This window comes from Ruegeria sp. F12, from assembly GCF_056533885.1.
In genome coordinates, this window is the sequence record NZ_JBQFOV010000002.1 from 1 (window position 1) to 22,895 (window position 22,895).

General features: G+C 56.6%; 23 protein-coding genes and 1 tRNA gene. 10 read left to right on the plus strand and 14 right to left on the minus strand.

Translation table 11 applies throughout. The features are described 5' to 3' along the window. Window positions 1-65: 65 nt before the first annotated feature. The 6 genes from ACR0CA_RS02685 to ACR0CA_RS02710 all read right to left on the minus strand — a co-directional run bounded on the left by ACR0CA_RS02685 (window position 66) and on the right by ACR0CA_RS02710 (window position 7,057). Window positions 66-1,427, minus strand: coding sequence for a glutamine synthetase family protein (locus tag ACR0CA_RS02685; RefSeq protein WP_170788909.1), 1,362 nt, complete (start codon window positions 1,425-1,427; stop codon window positions 66-68). A 56-nt stretch (window positions 1,428-1,483) separates the two neighbouring features. Next, entirely contained in the window at window positions 1,484-3,169 is a 1,686-nt protein-coding gene (locus ACR0CA_RS02690; protein WP_480897371.1) for a Na/Pi cotransporter family protein, read from the minus strand. Between the two features lie 148 nt (window positions 3,170-3,317). Continuing rightward, the gene (locus tag ACR0CA_RS02695) at window positions 3,318-4,352 is read right to left on the minus strand and encodes a TRAP transporter substrate-binding protein (RefSeq protein WP_170770277.1); all 1,035 of its coding nucleotides are present in this window, start codon (window positions 4,350-4,352) and stop codon (window positions 3,318-3,320) included. Between the two features lie 52 nt (window positions 4,353-4,404). Further along, on the minus strand, window positions 4,405-5,724 hold the full coding sequence (locus tag ACR0CA_RS02700) for a TRAP transporter large permease (RefSeq protein WP_480897372.1): 1,320 nt from the start codon (window positions 5,722-5,724) through the stop codon (window positions 4,405-4,407). Continuing rightward, window positions 5,721-6,293, minus strand: a complete 573-nt coding sequence (locus ACR0CA_RS02705) for a TRAP transporter small permease subunit (RefSeq protein ID WP_170788912.1) — start codon at window positions 6,291-6,293, stop codon at window positions 5,721-5,723. Before ACR0CA_RS02705 ends, ACR0CA_RS02700 begins: the two co-directional genes overlap by 4 nt. Before the next feature lie 8 nt (window positions 6,294-6,301). Beyond that, the gene (locus ACR0CA_RS02710; protein ID WP_170782707.1) at window positions 6,302-7,057 is read right to left on the minus strand and encodes an N-formylglutamate amidohydrolase; all 756 of its coding nucleotides are present in this window, start codon (window positions 7,055-7,057) and stop codon (window positions 6,302-6,304) included. 155 nt (window positions 7,058-7,212) lie between these two features. Between ACR0CA_RS02710 and ACR0CA_RS02715 the strand changes: the two genes are divergently transcribed. Then, complete coding sequence (locus ACR0CA_RS02715) at window positions 7,213-8,082, plus strand: MurR/RpiR family transcriptional regulator (RefSeq protein WP_170770268.1); 870 nt, start codon at window positions 7,213-7,215, stop codon at window positions 8,080-8,082. Between the two features lie 839 nt (window positions 8,083-8,921). Here ACR0CA_RS02715 and ACR0CA_RS02720 read toward each other — a convergent pair. Continuing rightward, on the minus strand, window positions 8,922-9,596 hold the full coding sequence (locus ACR0CA_RS02720; protein ID WP_480897373.1) for a TIGR04283 family arsenosugar biosynthesis glycosyltransferase: 675 nt from the start codon (window positions 9,594-9,596) through the stop codon (window positions 8,922-8,924). A gap of 73 nt (window positions 9,597-9,669) precedes the next feature. Between ACR0CA_RS02720 and ygfZ the strand changes: the two genes are divergently transcribed. Next, window positions 9,670-10,407 carry a CAF17-like 4Fe-4S cluster assembly/insertion protein YgfZ gene (ygfZ, locus tag ACR0CA_RS02725; RefSeq protein ID WP_480897374.1) on the plus strand — a complete coding sequence of 246 codons (738 nt, stop codon included), beginning with the start codon at window positions 9,670-9,672 and terminating at the stop codon, window positions 10,405-10,407. Between the two features lie 104 nt (window positions 10,408-10,511). Beyond that, a complete protein-coding gene (locus ACR0CA_RS02730; protein WP_170782710.1) occupies window positions 10,512-11,456 on the plus strand; it encodes an ABC transporter transmembrane domain-containing protein in 945 nt (314 codons plus the stop codon). Window positions 11,457-11,508: 52 nt separating this feature from the next. On the opposite strand, the gene efp is transcribed toward ACR0CA_RS02730, so the two are convergent. Next, window positions 11,509-12,072, minus strand: a complete 564-nt coding sequence (gene efp / locus ACR0CA_RS02735) for an elongation factor P (RefSeq protein ID WP_170770260.1) — start codon at window positions 12,070-12,072, stop codon at window positions 11,509-11,511. A gap of 218 nt (window positions 12,073-12,290) precedes the next feature. On the opposite strand from efp, the gene ACR0CA_RS02740 reads away from it, so the two are divergent. After that, window positions 12,291-12,611, plus strand: a complete 321-nt coding sequence (locus ACR0CA_RS02740; protein WP_037310273.1) for a DUF6280 family protein — start codon at window positions 12,291-12,293, stop codon at window positions 12,609-12,611. A 72-nt stretch (window positions 12,612-12,683) separates the two neighbouring features. Here the strand turns inward: ACR0CA_RS02740 and ACR0CA_RS02745 are convergent, their stop codons facing one another. After that, a complete protein-coding gene (locus ACR0CA_RS02745; protein ID WP_480897375.1) occupies window positions 12,684-13,253 on the minus strand; it encodes a cobalamin biosynthesis protein CobQ in 570 nt (189 codons plus the stop codon). Between the two features lie 62 nt (window positions 13,254-13,315). On the opposite strand from ACR0CA_RS02745, the gene ACR0CA_RS02750 reads away from it, so the two are divergent. Further along, window positions 13,316-14,773, plus strand: coding sequence for a cobyric acid synthase (locus ACR0CA_RS02750; RefSeq protein WP_480897376.1), 1,458 nt, complete (start codon window positions 13,316-13,318; stop codon window positions 14,771-14,773). 3 nt (window positions 14,774-14,776) lie between these two features. Here the strand turns inward: ACR0CA_RS02750 and ACR0CA_RS02755 are convergent, their stop codons facing one another. The 3 genes from ACR0CA_RS02755 to ACR0CA_RS02765 form a co-directional block, all read right to left on the minus strand. After that, entirely contained in the window at window positions 14,777-15,463 is a 687-nt protein-coding gene (locus tag ACR0CA_RS02755; protein ID WP_480502654.1) for a hypothetical protein, read from the minus strand. Between the two features lie 74 nt (window positions 15,464-15,537). After that, window positions 15,538-16,956 (minus strand): TolC family outer membrane protein, encoded by a 1,419-nt coding sequence (locus ACR0CA_RS02760; RefSeq protein WP_170770252.1) that lies wholly within the window; start codon window positions 16,954-16,956, stop codon window positions 15,538-15,540. 95 nt (window positions 16,957-17,051) lie between these two features. Then, on the minus strand, window positions 17,052-17,705 hold the full coding sequence (locus ACR0CA_RS02765; protein WP_480897377.1) for a protein-L-isoaspartate O-methyltransferase family protein: 654 nt from the start codon (window positions 17,703-17,705) through the stop codon (window positions 17,052-17,054). 21 nt (window positions 17,706-17,726) lie between these two features. Here ACR0CA_RS02765 and ACR0CA_RS02770 point away from each other — a divergent pair, with 21 nt between their 5' ends. The 4 genes from ACR0CA_RS02770 to ACR0CA_RS02785 all read left to right on the plus strand — a co-directional run bounded on the left by ACR0CA_RS02770 (window position 17,727) and on the right by ACR0CA_RS02785 (window position 20,659). After that, window positions 17,727-17,888 carry a hypothetical protein gene (locus tag ACR0CA_RS02770; RefSeq protein ID WP_480897378.1) on the plus strand — a complete coding sequence of 54 codons (162 nt, stop codon included), beginning with the start codon at window positions 17,727-17,729 and terminating at the stop codon, window positions 17,886-17,888. Between the two features lie 43 nt (window positions 17,889-17,931). Then, window positions 17,932-18,005: transfer RNA gene (locus tag ACR0CA_RS02775), tRNA-Cys, on the plus strand. A 162-nt stretch (window positions 18,006-18,167) separates the two neighbouring features. Then, a complete protein-coding gene (locus ACR0CA_RS02780; RefSeq protein ID WP_480897379.1) occupies window positions 18,168-19,583 on the plus strand; it encodes a tyrosine-type recombinase/integrase in 1,416 nt (471 codons plus the stop codon). A 341-nt stretch (window positions 19,584-19,924) separates the two neighbouring features. After that, window positions 19,925-20,659 (plus strand): reverse transcriptase domain-containing protein, encoded by a 735-nt coding sequence (locus ACR0CA_RS02785; protein ID WP_480897380.1) that lies wholly within the window; start codon window positions 19,925-19,927, stop codon window positions 20,657-20,659. A gap of 52 nt (window positions 20,660-20,711) precedes the next feature. Here the strand turns inward: ACR0CA_RS02785 and ACR0CA_RS02790 are convergent, their stop codons facing one another. Both ACR0CA_RS02790 and ACR0CA_RS02795 read right to left on the minus strand, forming a co-directional pair. Then, complete coding sequence (locus tag ACR0CA_RS02790) at window positions 20,712-21,131, minus strand: hypothetical protein (RefSeq protein ID WP_480897381.1); 420 nt, start codon at window positions 21,129-21,131, stop codon at window positions 20,712-20,714. Between the two features lie 75 nt (window positions 21,132-21,206). After that, window positions 21,207-21,959, minus strand: a complete 753-nt coding sequence (locus ACR0CA_RS02795; RefSeq protein ID WP_480897382.1) for a hypothetical protein — start codon at window positions 21,957-21,959, stop codon at window positions 21,207-21,209. 117 nt (window positions 21,960-22,076) lie between these two features. Here ACR0CA_RS02795 and ACR0CA_RS02800 point away from each other — a divergent pair, with 117 nt between their 5' ends. After that, complete coding sequence (locus ACR0CA_RS02800) at window positions 22,077-22,895, plus strand: hypothetical protein (RefSeq protein ID WP_480897383.1); 819 nt, start codon at window positions 22,077-22,079, stop codon at window positions 22,893-22,895.

Below are 22,895 nucleotides of genomic sequence, written 5' to 3' on the forward strand. Positions count from 1 at the left end.
TCCCTGCTTCATCTGGCCCAAAATATCCCGGGGAGCGCGAGGGGCTGGCCCCTCGCTCCCGCCCTCTAAGCCCGCTCAAACCCGCGCGCAATTTCCCAATCCGTCACTACACGCTCGAACTCTTCGATCTCGACCTCCGCCGCACGGGCATAGTGATCGACCACATCATCCCCCATGGCCGCGCGCAACATGGCCGACCCATGCAACGCATCCCGCGCCGCGCGCAAGTTGCCGGGGATCATGCCCGTTTCGCCCTGATAGACGTCTCCCTGTGTCGGGGGCTGCAATTCCAGCGCTTCCTCGATCCCGGCAATCCCAGCGGCCAGCATCCCTGCCATCGCCAGATACGGGTTCGTGTCCGAGCCCGGAATACGGCACTCCACCCGAACTGCCTTGGTGCCATCCCCGCACAGACGGAACCCCGCCGTGCGGTTGTCCACCGACCAGATGATCCGCGTTGGCGCAAACGTGCCCTTCATGAACCGCTTGTAACTGTTGATGTAGGGAGCCATGAAATAGGTGTAGTCGGCGGCGTATTTCAGCAAACCCGCCATGTAGTTCTTCATGACATCAGACATCCCGAGCGGATCTTTTTCGTCGAAAAAGATTGGCACCCCATCTGCCCAAAGCGACTGATGCACGTGGGACGAGCTTCCCACTTTCTCATGATGCCATTTCGGCAGGAACGTCGCCGCATGGCCATGCTGCCACGCGATTTCTTTCACTGCGTTCTTGGCAATCGAGTGATACTCGGCCGTGTCCATCGCGGGGGCGTATTTGATGTTCAGCTCTTCCTGCCCGGTCTCAGCCTCACCTTTCGAGTTTTCGACCGGAATCCCGGCGTTCCACAGATGATTGCGGATCGGGCGCATCACATGCTCTTCCTTGGTGGTCTGCAGGATGTGATAGTCTTCGTTATAGCCCGAGATCGGCTCCAGATCGCGAAACCCTTCCTTGCGGATCTGGTCAAAGCTCTTCTCGAACAGGAAAAACTCCAGCTCGGTGGCGCACATGGCGTCATAGCCCATGGCCTTAAGCCGGTTCACCTGCTTTTTCAGGATGGACCGAGGCGCGTGGGGCACTTCCTCATGCGTATGGTGATCCAACACATCGCACATCACCATGGCGGTGCCCTCAAGCCACGGAACCGGGCGCAAAGTACTTAGGTCAGGCTTCATCACATAGTCGCCATATCCGCGTTCCCAGCTGGTGGCAGCATAGCCATCGGGCGTCGCCATCTCGAGGTCGGTGGCCAACAGATAGTTGCAGCAATGGGTTTCTTCCCAAGCGCCCGCCACGAAATGACCCGCGTGGAACCGCTTACCCATCAGACGCCCCTGCATGTCGACCATGCAGACCAGCACGGTGTCGACCTCACCAGCTTCGGCCTTGGCTTTGAGATCGTTCAATCTTGCTTCATTGCCCATCCCGTTCATCCTTTGTCATCTTCTGGGACCGTCGTCCCAAATTATTCCCAGCGGCCCTAGTCCTCGACCGTTTCGCTATCCATTTCCATCACCAGACGTGTCTCCAGCACCTGCCCGCTTTGGTAGAGGATCGGATAGGCGATGGCGGCGATATGCCCGTGCAGGTCACGCATGGCGCGCAACGTCTCAAGATGCAGATCACTTGAGGCAAAGCTCTCGGTCTGCCCCCTCTCAAGCCGTTTCAAATGCGCCTTACGACTGTTCCGCGATAGGCGCTTGACCTCGGCCTTGTCCAGCACCAGACGGCGGGCGCAGTCCACATCATTCACCAGCAGCACATGACGAGCCAGCGAGAAACTGGCCAGTACAGCCGCGTGCAGGTCCTTGAGTTCCTTCCAGCCTTGCGCCGAAAACTCGGTGCGTTCAGTGTGTTTGATCTGCGCGGTTCGGGTCATGCGGTTTGACACCACGTCGCCCGCCGCCTCAAGCCGGATCGCGTATTCGACCAGGCCGCGCGCCGCCTTGATCTGCGCCTTGCTCATGTTTTGGCGCGGCATTCGGGCGACAAAGCGTCGGATTTCGGTCAGCTGTGCATTCACCCGTTCATCCTGCTGCCACAGGGCCGAGATCGCATCGCTGTCGTCCTGCTCATAAATATCCAGAACCGGGCGGAACATGCGCTCAACCTGTGTGACCATCTGCAACAGCTCATGCCGGACCGAGGACATCGCAACGTTCGCCCCCGACGCGCTTGGATCGTTCAGTGGGCTAAGCGCGTCCGAGAAGTGGTCCATCGCGTGCGCCTTAACCTCGGGCTCGGGCAGCAGCAGTGTCACCGGACGCTCCATCCAGTTCACAAACCCTGTGGCCAGCACAAAAACGGCAAGGTTGAACCCGATATGGGCCAAGATCAACGACTGCCCTGCCCCTGCGACCATCAACGTCTGATGCGTGCCGGTCACGTTGACCACAATCAGCATCACCAGCGCCGCGCTGCCGCGTAGCAGAAGGTTGGCCAGTGGAATACGACGCGCGGAAACCGTAAGGTCACGGGTCAGCCAGATCGGAATAAAGGCCGAGCCCAGATTGGCCCCAAGAACCAGCGACAGCCCGGCAGCAAAAGGGATGGCTCCGATCTGAACCAGTGTCACGCACATCAGGATCGTCGCAACCGAACTGTGCATGACAAAGGCCAATACCGCGCCCACGATAAAGGCGCTGAAATAGTCGCTTTCCAGATAGCCCGCGATGGCGGGCAAAAAGGCGCTCTCGCGGATCGGATCAACCGCATCGCGCAAGAACTGCAATGAAACCAGAATGAACGCGATGCCCAGAACAATGCGCCCTATCAGCCGCACATTGGCGCGGTCGGACTTGAGGTACAGCCACCCGCCCAGCGCCAGCAGCACGGGCTGCAGCCAACCCAAATCATAAGATAGAACCTGAATGACAAGCGCTGCACCCAGATCCGCGCCCAGCACCCCGGCCAACGCAAGGCCAAAGCTGACCATGCCTGCCGCGGCAAAACCGGTCAGCAAAACTGTAACCGCAGCCGAGCTTTGCAGGATCGTTGCCAGAACCATTCCGGCCGCACCCGCAACAAAGGTGTTCGAGTGTCGCGTCAACAGCGACTGGAACAATGCGCCAAAGCGTCTTTCGATGCCCGTACGGACCAGCCGCACCGCAAACAGCAGCAACATGGTCGCCGCAAAAATCTCGATCAGGAACCCCGCAATAGCCATTGGCCTATACCCCTCTGACCCGGTTCACGCCAAGGCGCGACCAGAGTGTTCTTGTCTGTTTCAGAGGCAAGCCTAGCATCGGGGATCGGGGTTCCAGAGGTCCAATACCGGCACGCGACCGAGGCCGCGCGCCGTAATCGCATTGAAATTAGCCGTAGCGATAAGGCCGTCCGGCCTTGAGCATGTCGGCGTTATACTGCTTGAAGATCTCGACAACCTTGGCTTTGGTCTCGGACTCGGCTGCGATTTCATCCCAGAAGGCAACGGCTGCTTCTTCGACCTGCGCCCATTCGGCGTCCGGGATTGAGGTCAGTTCCATCTTATCGCCATTCACGCGCAGGCTGGCCTCGCCACCCCAATACCACCACTGGCGATAGTAGTGCGATTGGTCGCAGCAAACGCGGAACAGGGTCTGCAGGTCTTCCGGCAGTTCGTTCCAGCGGTCCATATTGGCAAAGAACGATCCTGCCCATGCGCCCGAGATGTTGTTGGTCAGGAAATAGTTGGTCACATCAGCCCAACCCACGGTGTAGTCTTCTGTGATGCCCGACCAAGCGATGCCGTCCAACTCGCCGGTTTGCACCGCGACCTCGATGTCTTCCCACGGCAGAGTGACCGGCACAACGCCGAATTGGCTCAGGAAGCGGCCCGCCGTTGGGAAGGTAAAGACGCGTTTGCCCTGCAGATCGGCGAGGCTGTTGATCGGGTCTTTGGTGGCAAAGTGGCAGGGATCCCAAGCGCCCGCGCTGATATGCTTGACGCCGACCTTGGAATATTCCTCATCCCAGATCTCGTTCAGGCCGTACTGGTTGAACAGCACCGGCACGTCCAGCGAGTAGCGCGAGGCAAACGGGAAATATCCGCCGAACACGGTGACTTCGGTAGGAGATGCCATCGAGTCATCATCCGATTGCACCGCATCGATGGTGCCGCGCTGCATGGCGCGGAACAACTCTCCGGTCGGGACCAGCTGATCAGCATAGAACAGCTCGATCTGCATCCGGTCACCAGCGATCTTGTTGAACATCTCGATGGCCGGGTCGATCACATGGGCCGCCAAAGCTGGACCGGCATAGGTCTGCATCCGCCATGTGATCGTGCTCTGCGCCAGCGCGGGCGCGGCCAGAGGGGCAGCGGCAACGCCCACCCCGGCGGTTTGCAGAAACTTACGTCTTGTTGTCATGTCATTTCCTCTCTGTTGCAGTTCTTCTCGTGCCTTTTCATCGGCATTCTTGTTAGTTTCCGTAAACATATCCGGGCAGCCACAAGGCCAGTTCCGGGAAGATCATGATAATCGTCAGCGCCAGCACCATCACCGCCACAAACGGGAAGATCGAGCGGTAGATGTCGCGCAGCGTGATCTCGGGCGGGGCCATCGCGCGCATCAAAAACAGGTTATAGCCGAAGGGCGGCGTCATATATGCGATCTGTGTGGTGATCGTATACAGCACCCCGTACCAGATCAGGTCAAAGCCCAGCGCCCCCACCAGTGGCACATAGAGTGGGGCTACGATCACCAGCATCGCCGTGTCGTCCAAAAACGTGCCCATCACGATAAAGCTGAGCTGCATCAGGATCAAAATCATCCATGGCGACAGGCCAAGTTGATCGGTGAACAGGTTGTCGATGGCCTTCACCGCACCCAGCCCGTCGAACACTGCGCCAAAGCCAAGGGCGGCAAGGATGATCCACATAAACATGCATGAAATCGCCAACGTCTGCTTGGTGCAATCCTCGAAAATCTTCCACGTCATGCGCCGTTTCAGCACCGACACGACCAGCGCCGTCAGCGCCCCGATGGCCGAGCTTTCGACCAGCGAGGTCCAGCCATTCACAAAGGGCACCATCATAGCGGCAAAGATGATCAGCGGCAGCGCACCCGCGCCCAGCAGGCGGATTTTCTCGGCCCGCGGGACCTCATGCGCATCTTCCATTGCGGGGCCCAGATGCGGCTGAATGCGGCAGCGGATCCAGATATACAGAATGAACATTCCTGCCATCAGCAGGCCGGGCACGATCCCTGCCAGCCATAACTGCCCTACCGGCTGCCGCGCGATCATCGCATAGAGCACCAGAACCACCGAAGGCGGCACAAGAATTCCCAGACTGGACCCCGCCTGAATGACCCCCGTCACCATCGTCTTGTCGTAGCCCCGCCGCAGCAATTCCGGCAGCGCAATGGTCGCGCCAATCGCCATCCCCGCCACGCTGAGCCCGTTCATGGCCGAAACCAGCACCATCAGGCCAATCGTACCAATTGCCAACCCGCCATTCACCGGCCCCATCCAAACATGGAACATCCGATAGAGGTCATCGGCCAGACGGCTTTCTGACAACACGTAGCCCATGAAGATGAACATCGGCAGCGTTAGCAGTGGATACCACTTCATCAGCTTCATGGCGGCTGAAAATGTAATGTCCTGCCCGCCTGTTCCCCACAGGGCCAGCGCGGCAACGGTAGCAACCGCTCCGATTGCGCCAAAGACGCGCTGACCTGTGAAAAGCATCAGCATCATCGAGGCGAACATGAAAATGGCGATATATTCCTGGCTCATGCCCGAGCGACCCCGATTTCCTGCCCTTTGATCCGGGCTATGTCTTTGAAGAATTCCGATATCGCCTGCAGCAGCATCAGGAAGAAGCCCAGCGTCATGATCGATTTGATCGGCCAGATATAAGGTCGCCACGCGGTCGAGGAACGCTCGAGCCGCCCAACCTCTTCACTGCCGGTCAGAAGACCAGTGAAATAAGCCACGGGTTCCGTGCCCCAATACCCAAGGCTATAGGCAGTTGAGCCCAAGCCGCCATAGAACAGCACGCCCAGATACAGAATCAACAGCAGCACGGTGAAGGCGTCGAACCACGCTTTCTTCTTGTGACTCCAGTTGTGATAAAACAGGTCCATCCGTACGTTCGAACCCAGCTGGATCGAATACGGCCCGCCCATGATGTAATAGGTCACCATGGCAAATTGCGCCATTTCCAGGGTCCACAGCGACGGCAGAAAGAAGGTTTTCGAGATCGACGACCACAGCAGGATGCCCATCATCGCGAACAGGCCCCACATCATCACCCGCCCGATCCGGTAGTTGATCGCGTCAACGACTCGGACATATATGCTCATCGCCCGGATCACTCGGCCGCCCTTTCTTCGAAGGTCGCCAAGGTCCGCTTGATCCACGGTACAAGGCAGTTGGTGACGGTTGCGTGCTGCTGAGGCGTGCGGATCAAGTCGTTGCGGATTTCGATCATCACGTTCAGCAAACCATTGGGCAATGCCTGCACATCCAATGTGTGGGCCACGCCGTCCTTGGCCGAATACGGCTCGTTCAGTCGCGTGATATACGGGTTCTCAACGGCTTTCGTTGCCATCATCGCGGCGGCAAACCGATCATCGACTCCGTGCAGTATGCCAAGCTCGACCTGACGTTTTTGTCCGTGATAAATTGGCGTGAAGCTATGGATCGTCACCAGCAACTCCAGTGAGGCGCGGTTGCGGTCAATCACAGCCGACAAGGCTTGTCGAAACGGGTCATAGACCCCGTGGACACGGGCCTGCCTTTCTTCATCCGACATCTGGGCATTTGCGGGGATGTCGTAGTCCTCGCTCCGGACGGGCATGGCGCCCGGCGCTTCGGGGGGGCGGTTGCAGTCATAGACCAGCCGCGACACACCACCATGAACCAGCGGTGCCGAGAGTTCGGCAGACATCATCCGGGCCACGGCCAATGCGCCGGGGTCCCATGCGATGTGACTGTCGCGCGCCTCGGCGCCTAGGCCCATGTCGCCCAGAAACGCAGGGATGCGGTTCGACGCGTGTTCGCAGACCAACACCACCTTCGGGGCGTTGCCTGCCAAGTCAGTGTGAACAACTGTGCCGAAATCCAACCTATCGCCCCGCGATTCCCAGAATCTTCTTTGTGGAAAAATTTCCACACACGTCGATCACCTGTCAATAATTTTCCTGTACAATTTTCTCCAGACTTGATCTTGATGAAAAATTATTCACATTATGCCTTTGTCGCATACAGGAGGATCGTTTAGTGCGGGTGACGGACAGGCTGCTGGCCCATCGGGACAAGATGACGCCTTCGGAACGGCAACTTGTCAGTGTGCTCCTGGATGACTATCCCATGGCAGGCTTGGGCAGCATTACTGAACTGGCCAGCACCGCCTCGGTCTCGACCACCACGGTGGCACGGATGCTGCAAAAGACCGGATTTGACGGCTATCCGCAATTTCAGGCCGCCCTGCGGGGCGAAGTAAAAGAGATGATCTCGGGCCCCATCGCCAAGCGTGATGTCTGGCAAAACGATCTGCCCGAAGAACACATCCTCAACCGCTACTCCCAGCAATCCCTCGCCAACCAAAAGCGCACGATTGATGAGGTCGATCCAGCCGAGTTTGACAGTTTTTGCAACCTGTTATCCGATCCCAACCGACGTATTTTCATCACCGGAGGACGCATCACAGGTACAATGGCGCAGTACCTGTACCTGCATTTGCAAATGATCCGTCCCGACGTCCGAATGTTACCGGTGGCTGCGTCGTGGACACATGATCTGCTGGATGTACGCAAGGATGATGTCCTAATCGCGCTGGACGTGCGGCGCTACGAGAACTCAACCATGTTGATCGGGCAGCTCTGTCAGGAACGCGGGGCCGAGATTGTGCTGTTCACAGACCAGTGGCGCTCGCCCATTCACCGACTGGCCAAACATACCTTTGCCGCACGGATTGCGGTACCGTCAGCGTGGGATTCGATGGCGTCGATCCTGACGCTGATGGAGTGCGCCATCGCCGAGGTTCAGGAACGCCTTTGGGATTCGGTCAAAGACCGCACCGACGAACTTGAGGCCGCCTTTGACCGTACCAAGCTGTTCCGCAAGTTCGGTCAAAACTCGGGTTCTTAACATCTGAAATTGCTATAATTTACAACTGCCCGTGATCAGTGTTGCCACTGCGGGGCCGCGCGTTCACTTTATGGGCATGAGTTTTGTCGCCGATAATCAACTGCCGCTTCTGATCCTGTTTTTTCTGATCGGACTCGTAGGCACCGGGTTTCTGTTCCGCAAACCTGCGGGGCATCGAGCGTGGAAACTGGCCGATCTGGTCTGGGTCGTGTTGGGTGGCATCGGCGCATTGGTTGCCGTTTTGGCAGGTCTTTACACTGCAGACAGTTCTCGTCTCGACCGACAAATCGACGTGGCCTATGCCGCTACACTGGCCTTTGACCGAGACGCTGCCCGCTTTCGCCTGCGGTTTTGCGACCCGGCCTATGATGATGACATTGGCGTTCTGTGCGAAAAGGTGGAATTCCTGTCAGCGTCTACGGCCAGCAACGCTGACCTGCCCCTGTTTATCGCCGTGACCAACGAGGTCGCGCCGCTGCAAGGACTGCACTTCCTGTTCGGACGTCAGGCCAAGGACGAAATGGACGACGCACGCGCGATGGCCGAAAAAGCCAGCGCTTTCGATATCGACCAATTTCTGGTTTTTACGACCGTGGACGACAAAACCCAGATTGCCATCGACAATATGCGCCGCAAGGTGCCTGCGATTGCCGGTGACTATCTGATCCTTGCCCGAAGCTACGAGGATCTGATTGCGCAAGTCGGGAAGTTGAAGGACGAATGGGAATATCTACAAGCCAACGCGCATATATTGGTGTTGCAGATCATTGCCCTATGTCTGGTCAGCTTTGCTGCACCGTTCCGTCTGGGCAAATCGCTTGTAGAACTACGCACCGCCTTCAGCGCCGATACGCCTGAGCCAGCCGCTCCGGGTCCGCGCCAAGAAAATACCGTGTCAGAGTCCAAAGGTTCCGCGTCCCTCGACGCAGCCAACCCGCCTTCTGGTATCGGTCCGCACTCGTAAAGGCCCGGACCGGCAACAGAGTGATGCGGCCAAGGCGACGCACCAACGCCACGTCCTCCATCAATGGCTGATCCGGGAACCCTCCCGCCTTTTCATACAGGCGGCGCGGAACCAGCAACCCCTGATCGCCATAGGGCAAGCCAAATATCCGGCTGCGCAGGTTGGCCCAACCCGCCACCCATGTCGGTGCAAAACCCGAGGCAGAAAACGCCAGCCGGAAGACCCCCGGGGTGCCATATCGCAGATGATCCCCAACCACTTTGGTCCAGCCCTGCTGCAATACGGTATCGGCGTGCAGAACCAGCAGCCACTCGCCCTTGGCCTCGGTACACCCCCGGCGCAACTGACCACCGCGCGACGCGGCACAGGACACGATTTCAGCCCCGGCCTCATCCGAGATCTCTAGGGTTTGGTCCGTCGATCCACCGTCCGAAACGATCAACTCCCTGATCAGGCCGGTATGCAGCCCTTCCATCAACGCCTCAAGCGTTGCGGGTAAGGTCTGAGCCGCGTTCAGGGTTGGGATGACGATCGAGATCGGTGCTGGCACGTGGATTACCCTCTGGTCTTGTCGGCGCGAACTCCTATATCACGAAGCCGAGGGAAAGCACGAGGACACCCCCATGCCCAATCGCCGCATCCTGCGCCTGAGTGGCGCGGACACTGACAGTTTCCTGCAAGGGCTGGTGACAAACGATATCGCCGGGATGGAGGGCGGGTTGGTCTATGCAGCGCTGCTGACGCCGCAGGGCAAATACCTTGCCGATTTCTTTCTGACGCGTCGGGGCGACGCTGTCTTGCTGGACGTGGCAGAAACTCTGGCGGACGGGCTGGTCAAGCGTCTGAGCATGTACAAGCTGCGCGCGGACGTCACGATCGCGGACAGCGGGTTGAATCTGCAACGCGGCACCGGCCCTGCGCCCGACGGCGCCCTGCCCGACCCACGCCACAATGACATGGGCTGGCGGACGTATAGCGCTGCTTCTGAAAGCGACGACGGCACCGATTGGGACGCCATCCGTGTGCGAAATTGCATCCCTGAGACGGGCGTTGAGCTGACCCCAGACAGCTACATCCTCGAATCCGGGTTCGAAGCGCTTAACGGCGTCGATTTCAAGAAGGGCTGTTATGTCGGGCAAGAGGTCACCGCCCGCATGAAGCACAAGACCGAGTTGCGCAAAGGTCTGCGCAGGGTGCTGATCGACGGCAGCGCCCCGGTCGGAACGGAAATCAACGCAGGTGGCAAACCTGTTGGGACGTTGTTCACTCAGTCGGGCGGCGCTGCCATCGCGTATCTGCGGCTGGATCGCGCAACCGGCGATATGCAGGCCGACGCAGCGACGGTTCGGCTAAGCGGTTGAATTGTTGCGCAATCGGCACGGCTGATCCCCGTCACCGCGAGTAAAGATTGCCACCCCTACCCTGGCGCTGTCACAATGCCGACGGGACCAACACGGGTGCGGGTATGTTCAAGCTATACAGAGCGATCTGGCGCGCCAGCGCCGGGCGACAGATCATCCTGATCGCCCTGTCCATTGCGGTGGCCGCCCTTGCCGCCGTCCCACTGGAATTTCAACGCGATATCGTCAACCACCTGACCTCGGCCAATATTGATGCCGATCACCTGATGTTGCTGGGCGCGGGGATGATGGGGGTTATCCTGCTGAGCCTCGGGTTGAAATGGGTGCTGGGATACCGCTCGGGCACGCTGGGCGAAGACATGATCCGCCTTATCCGTCAGCGGCTGCTGGTCAGGTCTGCTGATCTGAACGAAACGGGCGAAGACGTGCGCAAGGGGACCATGACCACCGCCATCTCGGCCGAAGCGGAAGAGCTCGGCAAATTCGCAGGTGGTGCGTTTTCCGACCCGGTCGTGCAAATCGGAACGTTGATCAGCGTGATAGGATATATTTCCTCCACACAGCCGGGGCTGGGACTGATCGCTTTTTCGATGATCGTGCCGCAGATCGTCATCGTGCTGGTGTCGCAACGCAAAGTGAATGTCTTTGTGGCTGAACGCGTGCGCATTCTGCGCAGCGCCACGGACCGGCTGACTTCGGCCCAGATCGACGCCGCTGCGCGTGAGGTCGAGGCGCAGTTCGACGACATCTATGAAACCCGCCGCCGGATGTTTCTCTGGAAGCTGTCTGCCAAATTCCTGCTCAGCGTCATCAACGGCGCAGGCACCGTTGGCATACTGATGCTGGGCGGTTGGCTGGTTCTGCAAGGGCGCACCGATGTCGGCACCGTGGTTGCCGCAACAAGCGGGCTGGCCCGGATCCAGGGACCGACCGCGTTTCTGATCGCCTTCTACCGCCAGGTCAGCGCCAACCGCATCAAGTATGAGCTGATGCTGGAACTGTTCGGCCCCCACCCCGAGCAATACCGCCGTATCAAGCGCCGCACATAAAAAAGGCCGCGTAGCCTTGGCTAACGCGGCCTCTTGGTGATTTCAGTGCAGCTTACGCGCGCTCGGAATATTCCATAGTCTCGGTGTTCACTACGATCATCTCATCCTGACCGATGAAGGGCGGCACCATGACCTTGACGCCATTGTCCAGAATGGCCGGTTTGAACGAGTTCGCAGCGGTCTGACCTTTGACGACAGGCTCGGTTTCGACGATCTTGCAGGTCACTTTCTGGGGCAGCGTGGCGTTCAGGGCCTCCGCTTCGTAGAACTCAACCACAATGGTCATGCCGTCCTGCAGAAACGGGCGACGTTCGCCCAGCAGTTCCGATGGCAGTTCGATCTGCTCATAGGTCTCGGAATCCATGAACACCAGCATGCCGTCGGATTCGTAGAGGAACTGCTGATCCTTCTGTTCCAGCCGCACACGCTCGACCTTGTCCGCCGAGCGGAACCGTTCGTTCAATTTCGACCCGTTGCGCAGGTTACGCAGTTCGACCTGTGCAAAAGCACCGCCTTTTCCGGGCTTTACGTGATCGACTTTTACGGCTGCCCACAGGCCGTCATTATGCTCAAGCACATTGCCGGGGCGAATTTCGTTCCCATTTATCTTGGGCATGACATAAATCCTTCACAAACGGTTGATGCGTCAGTTGCGCTTCCTATATCTGGCGTGACCACACCTGGCAAGACAACGAGACCTAGTGCTGCACATGCAGCAAGCTATGCGAGTGACGCAACGCAACTATGCATATTAGCTGTATCCGAATCACACTTTATAGGTCATAAGGACCGTCACGCCGAAAATGCAAGAGCAAGAACAACAAGGAAGACGAGATGAGAGATTTCGTTGACGGCACCGCCTTTAACAATGAGCAAGGCAACCGTGCGCGCAAACTTTTTGCAGCCGTCGTTCTGGCTGCGCTGGATGATGCAATTGCCGATGACAAGAAATACGGCAATGGCCCCGAACAAATCGCCCGCTGGGCCCGCTCTCGCGATGGCCGCGAGGTGCTGTCCTGCGCGGGTATCGACCCCAATGAGCGGGTTGTCAGCGGCCTGATGGAATTCGTGGGGCGCGGTGTGCGCACCTCGGTCGCGCTGTCGCGCGAGGAAAGCGAACGCCGTAACGCTGCTCAGCAGGCCGAAGCCGCCTGATCTGAACTGCTGCCTTTGAGAAAAAGCGCGCTCTGACTGCCAGAGCGCGCTTTTCTTTTGGCTAAACCAACGTCAGAAAAACAACAGCCACTGCCGAGCGACCCAGACTTCGGCTGCAAGCAAAGCTGCGAAGAAGATCTTTGTCGGAAGGGTCAACCCGCGCCGCCACAGCGCGATATATGACACCGCGCAGGCTGTAATCGACACAAGCACGACCCATTGTGCGTGATGGGCGCTGTCCCAATAGCTGATCGGGCTGTGAAAGACCCAATTGCTCAGCGGCCAAAACTGCGCCCGTCCATCCCCTGCATGCAGCAGAAAATCGGTACCCAGATGCAGCAACCCGGCCGAGGCGCCCAGCACCAGCAAACGCGCGCCCAGCAATACCCCGATGGCCAGTGCCAGCCCCCAGACTAGAAACGAGTTGTCGATGGCAAAAACGGTCTGCCACGCGTCGGAATAATAAAGCTGCCCGAACACCACCTGCTCGGGGATGTTCAGAATGAACAGCGACACCCCCGCCATCAGATAGAGCGACAGGTCCGGCAGCACCGACCCAATCAGAACGGCACGCAGAGTTCGGCCATAGGACGGGCGCGCAAAGGCGGCGGCTCCGATCAAAAGATGGGCTGGCGTGTTCATCGGGGGCTTTTCCTCTGCCATCAAATCGGGTCATGTGCCCGTCAGGTTATAGGAGAACAAGCATGGTTCGCGCCATCATGATTCAGGGTACCGGCAGCAATGTGGGTAAATCGGTTTTGGTGGCCGGGCTGGCTCGCGCCTATACACGACGCGGGCTGCGCGTGGCTCCGTTCAAGCCGCAGAACATGTCAAACAACGCCGCCGTAACCGAAAACGGCGGCGAGATCGGGCGCGCGCAGGCGCTTCAGGCGTGGGCAGCGAACAGGCCGACGCATACGGATATGAACCCGATTCTGCTCAAACCCGAAACCGACACGGGGGCGCAGATCATCGTGCAGGGGCAGCGGGCTGGAACGATGAAGGCGGGTGACTACCGCAAGGACAAATCCAAGCTGCTGGGGGCTGCGCTGGAAAGCTTTGACCGGCTCTGTGCGGATGCCGATCTGGTTCTGGTCGAGGGCGCAGGCAGTCCGGCTGAAACCAACCTGCGTAAGGGAGATATTGCCAATATGGGCTTTGCCTGCGCCGCAGGTGTGCCGGTCGTGCTGGTCGGCGACATTCACCGCGGCGGTGTAATCGCACAGATTGTAGGCACGCAGGCAGTGCTAGAAGCCAGCGATCTAGCGATGATCAAGGGCTTTGCGGTGAACCGCTTCAAAGGCGATGTATCCCTTTTCGATGAAGGGCGTGACGATATCGCAGCGCGGACCGGTTGGGCCTGCGTGGGTGTCGTGCCGTGGTTCAACGACGCATGGAAACTGCCTGCCGAGGATATGATGGACATCCGCTCTCACGAGGGCGGGACCTGCAAAGTGGTGGTGCCGCAACTTGAGCGGATGGCCAATTTTGACGATCTGGACCCGCTCTCGGCTGAACCAGGCATCACGGTCGAGATCGTCCCTGCGGGGCGCCCCCTGCCCGGCGATGCTGACCTTGTGCTGCTGCCAGGCAGTAAATCCACTATCGGCGACCTGATCTATTTCCGGGCGCAGGGGTGGGATGTGGACCTCTATGGCCATGTGCGGCGCGGTGGTCATGTTTTGGGCCTGTGTGGCGGGTATCAGATGCTGGGCAATACCATCTCCGATCCCGGCGGCGTCGATGGTCGACCAGGAACAGTCGATGGGCTGGGCTTGCTGGACGTCGATACCATCATGGCTGGCCAGAAGCAGGTCACGTTGCGGCAGGCGCATGCGGTTCCCGGCAAAGAACCGGTGTCAGGCTATGAAATCCATATGGGCCGGACCGAGGGCCCCGACTGCGCCCGCGCTTGGCTGGAGGTTGAAGGTCGGCCCGAGGGTGCCGCAGACAAAACTGGACGTATTCGCGGCAGCTATCTGCACGGGATATTTTCGTCCGATGCGTTCCGCGCGCGTTACCTGTCGGAATTGGGGGCTGTCTCAGAGATCAATTACGAGGACGGCGTGGACGAGACGCTGGACGCATTGGCCGACCATCTTGAGCAGCATATGGATTTGGATCAGCTTTTGGAACTGGCGCAACAGCCCTGCCGGGCCTAGCGTCTAGCTGGATTCCAGCTCAGCCAAAGCCCGATAAATCTCGCGCCGGACCATTTTTCGCACGTTGCGGGTGAAGCGTTCGCCCAGCACGCCCTGAAGCTCTTCCCGCACGACCTGCGCGATAAGCTGGCGCAACGCGTCTTCATCCATCGCAGGAGGTTCAGGCTGTTCTTCAGCCTCGGTCGCCGCGATGACCTCAGGGTCACGGATGAAGGTTGCTTTGGTGTCCGAGAGCCCCTCTTCCACCACTTCATCCTCTTTGGCTTCGTTCCCGACGCTCCAACCCAAAGCACGGGTCGGAGTTCCAGAATAGGCGTCATCGCTATCACCGTCGGGTTCCCACTGATCCTCGGTGCGGGCAATCGCCGCCTCCAGCGCTTCTATCTTGGAACTCAGGCTGAAACTCGGAACTTTCTCTGGGGTTGGGACGGGTTGCGACGCCTCACTCTCTACTGCATCCCGGGCGCGCAGAACCATAGGTTTGACTGACGCATCCACCACCGGGTCTGCAATGGGTTTACCGTCCTCATTATCCCCGACTCTCAGTGCGTCCGTCAAAACCAATCTACCGGGCTTTCGTGCCAAAGAAGACGGAACGAGATCGGGGATTTTGCGGCCTTCTTCACCGACCAGGCGTTTGATAGAGGACAAAACGTCCTCTACTCTCCCGTCTACGACTTTATCCGTCATTCTTCTCTACCACTCTTTCCTCAGAATCGAGTGTAGCCAAACACTTCGGCCCTCACAACAGACTGTGTCCTGGGTTAGTCGCGGCGCAGGGCCTTGAGTACCCGATCCAGATCCTTGCTCTGCTTGCTAACCTGTGCCGGTGCTTTCTTGACCAGATTGTAATACAGCGTCGGGTCATAGATTTGCACGGCCAGCCCCAAACGCTCGGCCGTCAAAAGACCTTGCGCCTGCAACAACTGATAGGCAGCCAGCGACCGTTCGGTGCGCGATGCAACCTCATTGAGCTGCGCATCCAGCAGGTCTTGTTGTGCGTTCAGAACATCCAGCGTCGTCCGAGCGCCCAAGGTCGCCTCTTCCCGGATGCCGTCAAAGGCCACTTGAGAAGCTCGCACCTGCTCGGTCGAAGCGCGCAGGCTGGCCGATGCAGCCTGGAAGTTGGCATAAGCCACGGAAACGCCTTGCGTGATATCTTTCTGTACGTTTAGCAGGTTCGCGCGGGACGCGTCACGGGTCGCCATTGCACGACGGACCTGCGCGGCCAAGGCGCCACCAGCATAGATCGGCTGAGTGAAGGTCAAAGCGACCGTCGCGTCTTCGATTGAATCGTCGTTGTCGTAGCTTTCGGTAATCCCGGCATCCGCGTTCAAAGTAACATTCGGGCCAAGGTTTGCACGCTGCTGAAGAACGGCCAGATCAAAGGCACGAACCTCATGCTGAGATGACAGGATCGCCGGGTGGTTGCGTTGAGCCAGGGCAATCGCCTCCGCCTCTGACCGCGGCAGGTTGGGCAGGCTGGGCTGACCAGCCGTCGCGCCCGGCGCTTTACCTACGGCGTTAACGTATTCGGCCTGCGCCGTGCTCAGGTTCCCGCGCGCAACGGACAGTTCCGCCTGAGCGCTAGCAAGCTGCGCCTGCGACAGCGCCACGTCCGTGCGCGTCACCTCGCCCACATCGAAACGGTCCTGCGAAGCGCGGAGTTCCTCGGCAGAAACTTCCACATCGTTCAATTGAATCTGAACGGTTTCTTCCTGAAGAACAACGGCCAAATAAGCATTTACGGCTCGGAACAGCACGGCCTGTTCCACATCAATCAGGCTTTGACGTGTGGACAGAACGATTTCTTGCGCCGATTGCTTGCCCAGAACCGAAAAGCCACCATCGTAGATCAGCTGACTAAGCGTCAGACCAGCAAAGAACGTAGATGGTTCATTTCGGACCGTCACATCGTCAATGGTCGAGCGGGTATAATCCTGGCTGACCTGAGCGGCAAAGTTGATGATCGGACGCAGCGCGGCCAATGCGATCGCCACATCTTCGTCGGCAGCACGCAGCAAGGCCCGGTTTTGTTCCAACAGCCCGCTGGTGTTATAAGCACCAATGAACGCGTCTGTCAGATTGTCTGCCCATGCGCCCCGACCTGGCACAACACTAAGCGCGATACCAGCCGTCAGCGCCAACGCCTTGACCAGTTTTCCTCCCGCCGTAGAACTCATCACGAAATCCTCTCAAACCAAAATTACGCAGCCCTGCGGACAGTTTGCGCGTTTATGTTCAACTAATCAAGGTGGCAGGACAATCTGTCCCGGAATTATAGCGAAAATACACGATCTGTGGAAAAAGCGCGCAAAACCGGGGCATTGGCATTAAACGCGTGGCGCCAAGTCACGCGTTCGCCGGATTTGTGGCCGATCCGAACAGTTCCCAATTCACCATCCATGAAAAGGCATGCGATCCGGCCATGATCCTTGAGCTGCGCGAGCAACGCGTCAGGCACATGCTCGACCCCGCCCTGAATCAGGATGACATCGTAGGGGCCATGTTCGGTTGCACCCTGCTCCAAAGGCCCGACATGCACGATTGCGTTATCTGCGTCTGCTTCCATCAAAACGGTTTGGGCCTCGGTGGCGAGTTCTTCATCCTCTTCCACCGCAACCACAAGCTGCGCCATCTTTGCGGCAACAGCAGTAGAATACCCCATCGCCGGCGCGATATCGAGCACGACCTCATAATTGGAAATATTCAGCGCATCCAACATTTTGGCAAGCGTCCGAGGCTCCAGCAGGCAGCGACCGTTCCCCAGATCAAGCAGCCCTTCAACATATGCTGCCTCGCGCTGCGCATCGGGCACGAAGTTTTCACGCCTGACGCTAAGCATCGCATCGATAATCGGAAATTTCGTGACATCAGAAGGCCGGATTTGCGTATCGACCATAGTGCGGCGCCGGGCTGCGAAATCTGTCATTGGATCGCTCGTTCTATTCCCTTGGATGCTGGGCTTGTGCCATATCCGGATAAAACCGGCAACGGCTCAGGCATCGAAACTTTTGTTGCAGAACAAGAAAGTGAACCTGTTTCCGATATGGCACGCCTGCGCTTGCTGAATTTTCGCCGCAACCCTCTGGACGCCCCAGAAGAAAGCTGTTAAAACGCCTGTCACACCACAGCAAGTATTTGATTTTACTTGAAAAGGCGAGTTGGCGGAGTGGTGACGCAGCGGATTGCAAATCCGTGTACACCGGTTCGATTCCGGTACTCGCCTCCAACATATTGTGGTTTTCCCGCAAATCCCAAAAAATTAACACAAGATCTAGTTCGCTACGATCCGTACACAATTCGTACACAGTCCGCGTGCAGATTCGACTGCATTTTAAGACCTTTTGCCGTATACTGAGAAAAAACAGACAACTAGGCGAAGCAGCACGCGATGAGCTACGGCGTTACCACTGTAAATGTGCACAAAAAACTCAAGCTGGACAAGCGCCAGGGCAGCGAAAACTGGTACGTGCGGCTGACTTTGGACAACGGCAAACGTGTTGTGAAAAGCACAAAGACGGACGACTTGGAGGAAGCTAAAGAACGCGCAATTGAGTTGTACCATGAGACCAAAGCGCGCATCAAAAATCACCTCCCCGCTCAAACCCGCAAATTCAAGCACGTAGCTGAGTATGCGATTGCGCGAATGCAGCGTGAACTTGATGAGGGCGGCGGCAAGCAAGCTTACAAGGATTACTTCTCAGCGCTGCGTATTTGGCTCATCCCGTATTTTGGAAACACTGACGTAGCGAAGATAGATTTGGCTGCGCTGACGGCTTTTGACGCGTGGCGTACTGAGACCAACAAAAAGCCGTTCTCCCAAAGCGGCATCAACAATCACAATGCAGCACTGAACAGAGTGCTTGATGAAGCAGAACTGCACGGCTGGATCGTAAAATCCATGCGCCCCACTCTGCTTAACAAAGGTGTCAAAAGCGAAAGCAGAGGCAGCTTCACGGACGCAGAGTACAAGAAGATTTATACGGCGCTGCGCAGTTGGCACAAAAAGACGAAAGACAAGAAAGCGATTGCAACGCGCGAAGTGCTGCGAAACTACGTGCTGTTTCTGGCAAACACTGGCGTGCGACACGGCACAGAGGCTTTGCCGCTACGTTGGCGCAACATTGAATGGCAGGAGAATGACGGCGAGCGCTACTTGGTGGTGAACGTAGACGGGAAAACGCGAAAGAGAAGCGCAGTGGCGCGAGACACAGTGGAAGGCTACTTGGACAGGCAAAGCAAGCTGAACCCCGCTCTCAGCTACGACAGCTTCGCTCAGCTCATCGCAGCCAAATCCAACGAGCATGTATTCACGACGCGTTTAGGTGCGGTCGCCAACAATGCCAGTTTGAGTCGTGCGTTTAATGCACTGCTGGATAACTTGGGTTTGAAAGTGGGCGCGGATGGCAAATCCCGCACTCTGTACAGCTTGCGGCACTACTATGCGACGCGGGACTTGAAGCGCGGCATCAGCACACATGCACTGAGCAAACAAATGGGCACTGGCACTACGATGATTGATAAGCACTACAGCAAGTTTAGCCCTATTTTGAATGCTGAAATGCACAGCGGGCGCGACATGCGAAAAAGCCCAAAGAAGGAAGCGGCGGCAAATGGCGGGGGCGTGGTGGCTACTGCGTTCAATATGCTTGCAGCGGGCAAACTGGATGAAACAGGGCTGTTGGCGGCTTTAGGCGTTGAACGACAGAACTACGTGGTGACAGAAGAAATTGCGATGAAGGCGCTGGCGGCAAAGAATGATGACTTGATAGAGGGCGAAACTTTGCTGCGGATACTGAATGGGTAACACCAAGCTGCTAATTTTTTGCCTTGCGCTCAACTTCTCCGCGAAATAGCTTCCACTCGTCAACGGCGATAGCCCGCAGCTTACATTGGCTGATACCTATAGTTTCCCTTTAGGTAAACTTGAGTATTAGCTTTGAGATTATCCATTTGATCTCTTAGTTGGCGGCTTCGTGTGAATGAAGCTGCAGGTTGCCGTTGGTTATGCATGAAGGAGAGTTACGATGAAATACACGTCTAAACTCAACCACCTTGCTCACAAGCTGCGCCCGTGGCTGCTGGTAGTATTCCTACTACTTCGCATCGCCAACGAGGCCGCAGAACTTGTGAGTAAGGTCGTCAACTATGCCCGTCAAATTCGAGAACTATACGCATTCATTCCGCTTAAACGGAAAACCTGTATTTGCGCCATCTGATCTTGGCCGTAAAATTGGTGAAGACGTCAAACAGCGCGTTGAGAATGCGCATTTATTTCCTGACTATTACTTTCATTTGAGAGCTGGTGGCCACGTGGCTGCCATACATTCGCATCGCGAAAACACTTATTTCTGCAAAGTTGACAGTGAAAATTTCTTCTACTCAATCGCGCGCAATCGTGTAGTTCGTGCGCTACGAAAAGTCGCTGTTTCACGGCCCGCACACTACGGCAAATGGGCATGTGTTAGGAATCCTTATGGAAGTCCTCGCTACGCCCTACCCTATGGCTTCGTACAATCGCCAATACTTGCTACGCTGGTCATGGATGTCTCAGAAGTTGGGAGCGCACTTCAACGAATAAGCGCAGATACAACAGTCGCAGTATACGTTGACGACATATCTTTATCATCTAATGACCCCGCTCAGTTGGTATCGCGCTACAATGAATTGATGCAAGCAATAGTTGAAGCGGGATTGAATACCAACAAAGCAAAGTGTGTGGAACCTTGCAGCGATCTGACAGTCTTTAACTGTAGCTTGCGGAACGGCAAGACGTCAGTGACGCCAGATCGCATTGCTGAATTCCACGCCAGTCCACCTACGCCAGCGAGTCTCGCTGGGTTTGAAAACTACTGTCAAAGTGTAGAGCACGGGAACATTTAAAAAAACGCCGCACAAACGTACGACGTCCTTAGGTACGTTTCGATCTAGACCGTTAGCTGGACTTGCGTTTGGAAGCGACGGCTATGGCTTCGTCCAACTCTCCAACTTCCGTCGCAGCCTTCAACGTGTTCAGCGCGTCAGCAATATCCTTCAGCGCTTTCACAAAGACTGCGTTTCCGCTGCCAATTTTCAGCGCCTTGTTTCCGTATTTGCACTGCACGTACCAGCCGCCGTCTTGTTCAAAAAACCACGGACGCACTTTGCGTAGTTTGTCCACGAGTACTTTTTCGCCTTGCTCGTTCTTGATCCATGTCTTGCGCGTCACCTCATAGGTTTCGCCGTTTACCGCAGCAGCAGCCACGTTCACCTGCTCTTCGATTGCGGCGACAAGTTTGCGGCGGCGTAGTTGAACAGGATCTTGCTTGCTGGCACGAGTGACGGATTTGACAGTGAGTTTGGATAGTACAGACATATCATGGCTCCTATAGTTGCCTAATATGTCTGCTGCCTTCTGCGAAGAAAGCGATCTAATTCAGAAACTGCACGGCTAGGGAAAAACACCTTGCCCAGCATTTTCAATCATTCGTTCAGCCTGCTTGATATAGCGTGAAACAGTGGCGGACACTGTGCGGCGGTAGTTTTCAACAGTGTTGATCTCGCCTTCCTTTTCGCGCTCTTGCACCCTGATCCTAGCACGCTTCGCCAATTCAAAATTGCTGATCTTTTCTCCCTGCGCTATCGCAGCTCGCTTTGCATCATAAAGGTCAAAGGTCTTTTTGAGTGCGTCTGGCACTACTGGCTTTTCCAAACTGTAGCGAGCCTTGCTCTTACGCACAGACTTCACAACACGTCCAGATTCAGGCTTTAGGTGTTTCTTCAGTATATTGTTGAGGCGCCATTCAATGTGCTTCCGCTGCGCATCAAGCGGGATGTTCACAAGTAGACGCTGAGGGTCAGCTATTGCTCCTTCCGCCACATCAACGTCCGTAACGATCGAAACGGATTTGCCTGGCAATACTGGCTCTGCAAACAAATACGCACCACGGTCCTCAAGCGTGTTAACACGCTCATTCCACCAAACCTTAAATGCTGCGTGGCGATTACCTTGGTAGCGAACGTCGCCAAAATCCTTGTAAACAAGGTCAAAGCCTAAGCCACTATTCTCGCAAGCCGCAATGTACCCTTCATTTAGCGTCAACGCGTGCCACCACCAATAATACGGCGATGATTCGACCTTGAATGCAGCAGGTATCTCTGTCCTGCCAAAAGTTGGGTGCGGCGAGATAAAATATCTTCTCATTCGTTAACAACCATTGAAGTTATAAATCCCTGCATGAAGTTAATAGTGGCTGCCTGAGCTATAACTTAGTCATCGCTTGTTGATAAGCGTGATTTCTTAAAAATGTAAGGAAACAAGATGACTAAGACAACTGATCTCAATGAAACCCTGCTCACTGCATTCCAGAATCGTGTTAACACGCTTTTCGCAGAACGCGAAGAATGGCAGACAACAGTTTATGCGACTGCCAATGAGCGCCTATATGAACTTCTGGGAGCCATTTATACGCTTTACTTGGAAGCTAAAGACGGCAATGACGTTGATGCAGACAAATACGACTGGCTGCTGAGCGAAGTACAAAACCGCAAAATCCCAACTGCCAAAACGCCCACCTTCATTCAACTCGCCACTAAGCTTGTCTTCTTCGACGGCAATGCTGACAGCCGCCGTGTTAACACCTATGCGCGTGTATTGAGCTGCGCAGCACAAGAAGGAATTGGCACAGGCAACGCAATTGCAAGCTACATTTCTGATCGTGGCGGCATCGAAGAAATTCGTGCTGCACTTGCTAAGAATACCAAGACGCCAAAACAGCGCGCCGTTGAAGGTCGCCGCATTGCTGATGATGCCAACAACATTGTAGAGATTGCATGCGATGAAATTGCGCAATACGCAACTGACGCAACAGGGCAATATGTCGTGCTTGTTGGCAAGCTGAATGCACGCGGCAATGTTGAAGTAAAGCACGTCGTTTTCGAGGACGAAGTGAGCAAAGAACGCATTGCAGGCAAAACTGTTGTCTCTGGCGCGCTTTCAAATCTCTACAGCACTAAAGCAAAGGCGGCGAAGAAAACTGCTAAGCGCGAGGCTGAGGAAGCGACTGCTGATAAGCAAAGCAGCGGGTTTAACAAGCGCGTCCATGATGAAAAGCACGATGTTGAAAAGCAAGCGGCGTAA

Bases quoted from the DNA above. Each gene is read 5' to 3' on its own strand.
- ACR0CA_RS02685 (WP_170788909.1), bottom strand. From the start codon at position 1,427: ATGGGCAATGAAGCAAGATTGAACGATCTCAAAGCCAAGGCCGAAGCT.
- ACR0CA_RS02690 (WP_480897371.1), bottom strand. From the start codon at position 3,169: ATGGCTATTGCGGGGTTCCTGATCGAGATTTTTGCGGCGACCATGTTG.
- ACR0CA_RS02695 (WP_170770277.1), bottom strand. From the start codon at position 4,352: ATGACAACAAGACGTAAGTTTCTGCAAACCGCCGGGGTGGGCGTTGCC.
- ACR0CA_RS02700 (WP_480897372.1), bottom strand. From the start codon at position 5,724: ATGAGCCAGGAATATATCGCCATTTTCATGTTCGCCTCGATGATGCTG.
- ACR0CA_RS02705 (WP_170788912.1), bottom strand. From the start codon at position 6,293: ATGAGCATATATGTCCGAGTCGTTGACGCGATCAACTACCGGATCGGG.
- ygfZ (WP_480897374.1), top strand. From the start codon at position 9,670: ATGCCCAATCGCCGCATCCTGCGCCTGAGTGGCGCGGACACTGACAGT.
- ACR0CA_RS02730 (WP_170782710.1), top strand. From the start codon at position 10,512: ATGTTCAAGCTATACAGAGCGATCTGGCGCGCCAGCGCCGGGCGACAG.
- efp (WP_170770260.1), bottom strand. From the start codon at position 12,072: ATGCCCAAGATAAATGGGAACGAAATTCGCCCCGGCAATGTGCTTGAG.
- ACR0CA_RS02740 (WP_037310273.1), top strand. From the start codon at position 12,291: ATGAGAGATTTCGTTGACGGCACCGCCTTTAACAATGAGCAAGGCAAC.
- ACR0CA_RS02745 (WP_480897375.1), bottom strand. From the start codon at position 13,253: ATGAACACGCCAGCCCATCTTTTGATCGGAGCCGCCGCCTTTGCGCGC.
- ACR0CA_RS02750 (WP_480897376.1), top strand. From the start codon at position 13,316: ATGGTTCGCGCCATCATGATTCAGGGTACCGGCAGCAATGTGGGTAAA.
- ACR0CA_RS02755 (WP_480502654.1), bottom strand. From the start codon at position 15,463: ATGACGGATAAAGTCGTAGACGGGAGAGTAGAGGACGTTTTGTCCTCT.
- ACR0CA_RS02760 (WP_170770252.1), bottom strand. From the start codon at position 16,956: ATGAGTTCTACGGCGGGAGGAAAACTGGTCAAGGCGTTGGCGCTGACG.
- ACR0CA_RS02765 (WP_480897377.1), bottom strand. From the start codon at position 17,705: ATGACAGATTTCGCAGCCCGGCGCCGCACTATGGTCGATACGCAAATC.
- ACR0CA_RS02780 (WP_480897379.1), top strand. From the start codon at position 18,168: ATGAGCTACGGCGTTACCACTGTAAATGTGCACAAAAAACTCAAGCTG.
- ACR0CA_RS02785 (WP_480897380.1), top strand. From the start codon at position 19,925: ATGCCCGTCAAATTCGAGAACTATACGCATTCATTCCGCTTAAACGGA.
- ACR0CA_RS02790 (WP_480897381.1), bottom strand. From the start codon at position 21,131: ATGTCTGTACTATCCAAACTCACTGTCAAATCCGTCACTCGTGCCAGC.
- ACR0CA_RS02795 (WP_480897382.1), bottom strand. From the start codon at position 21,959: ATGAGAAGATATTTTATCTCGCCGCACCCAACTTTTGGCAGGACAGAG.
- ACR0CA_RS02800 (WP_480897383.1), top strand. From the start codon at position 22,077: ATGACTAAGACAACTGATCTCAATGAAACCCTGCTCACTGCATTCCAG.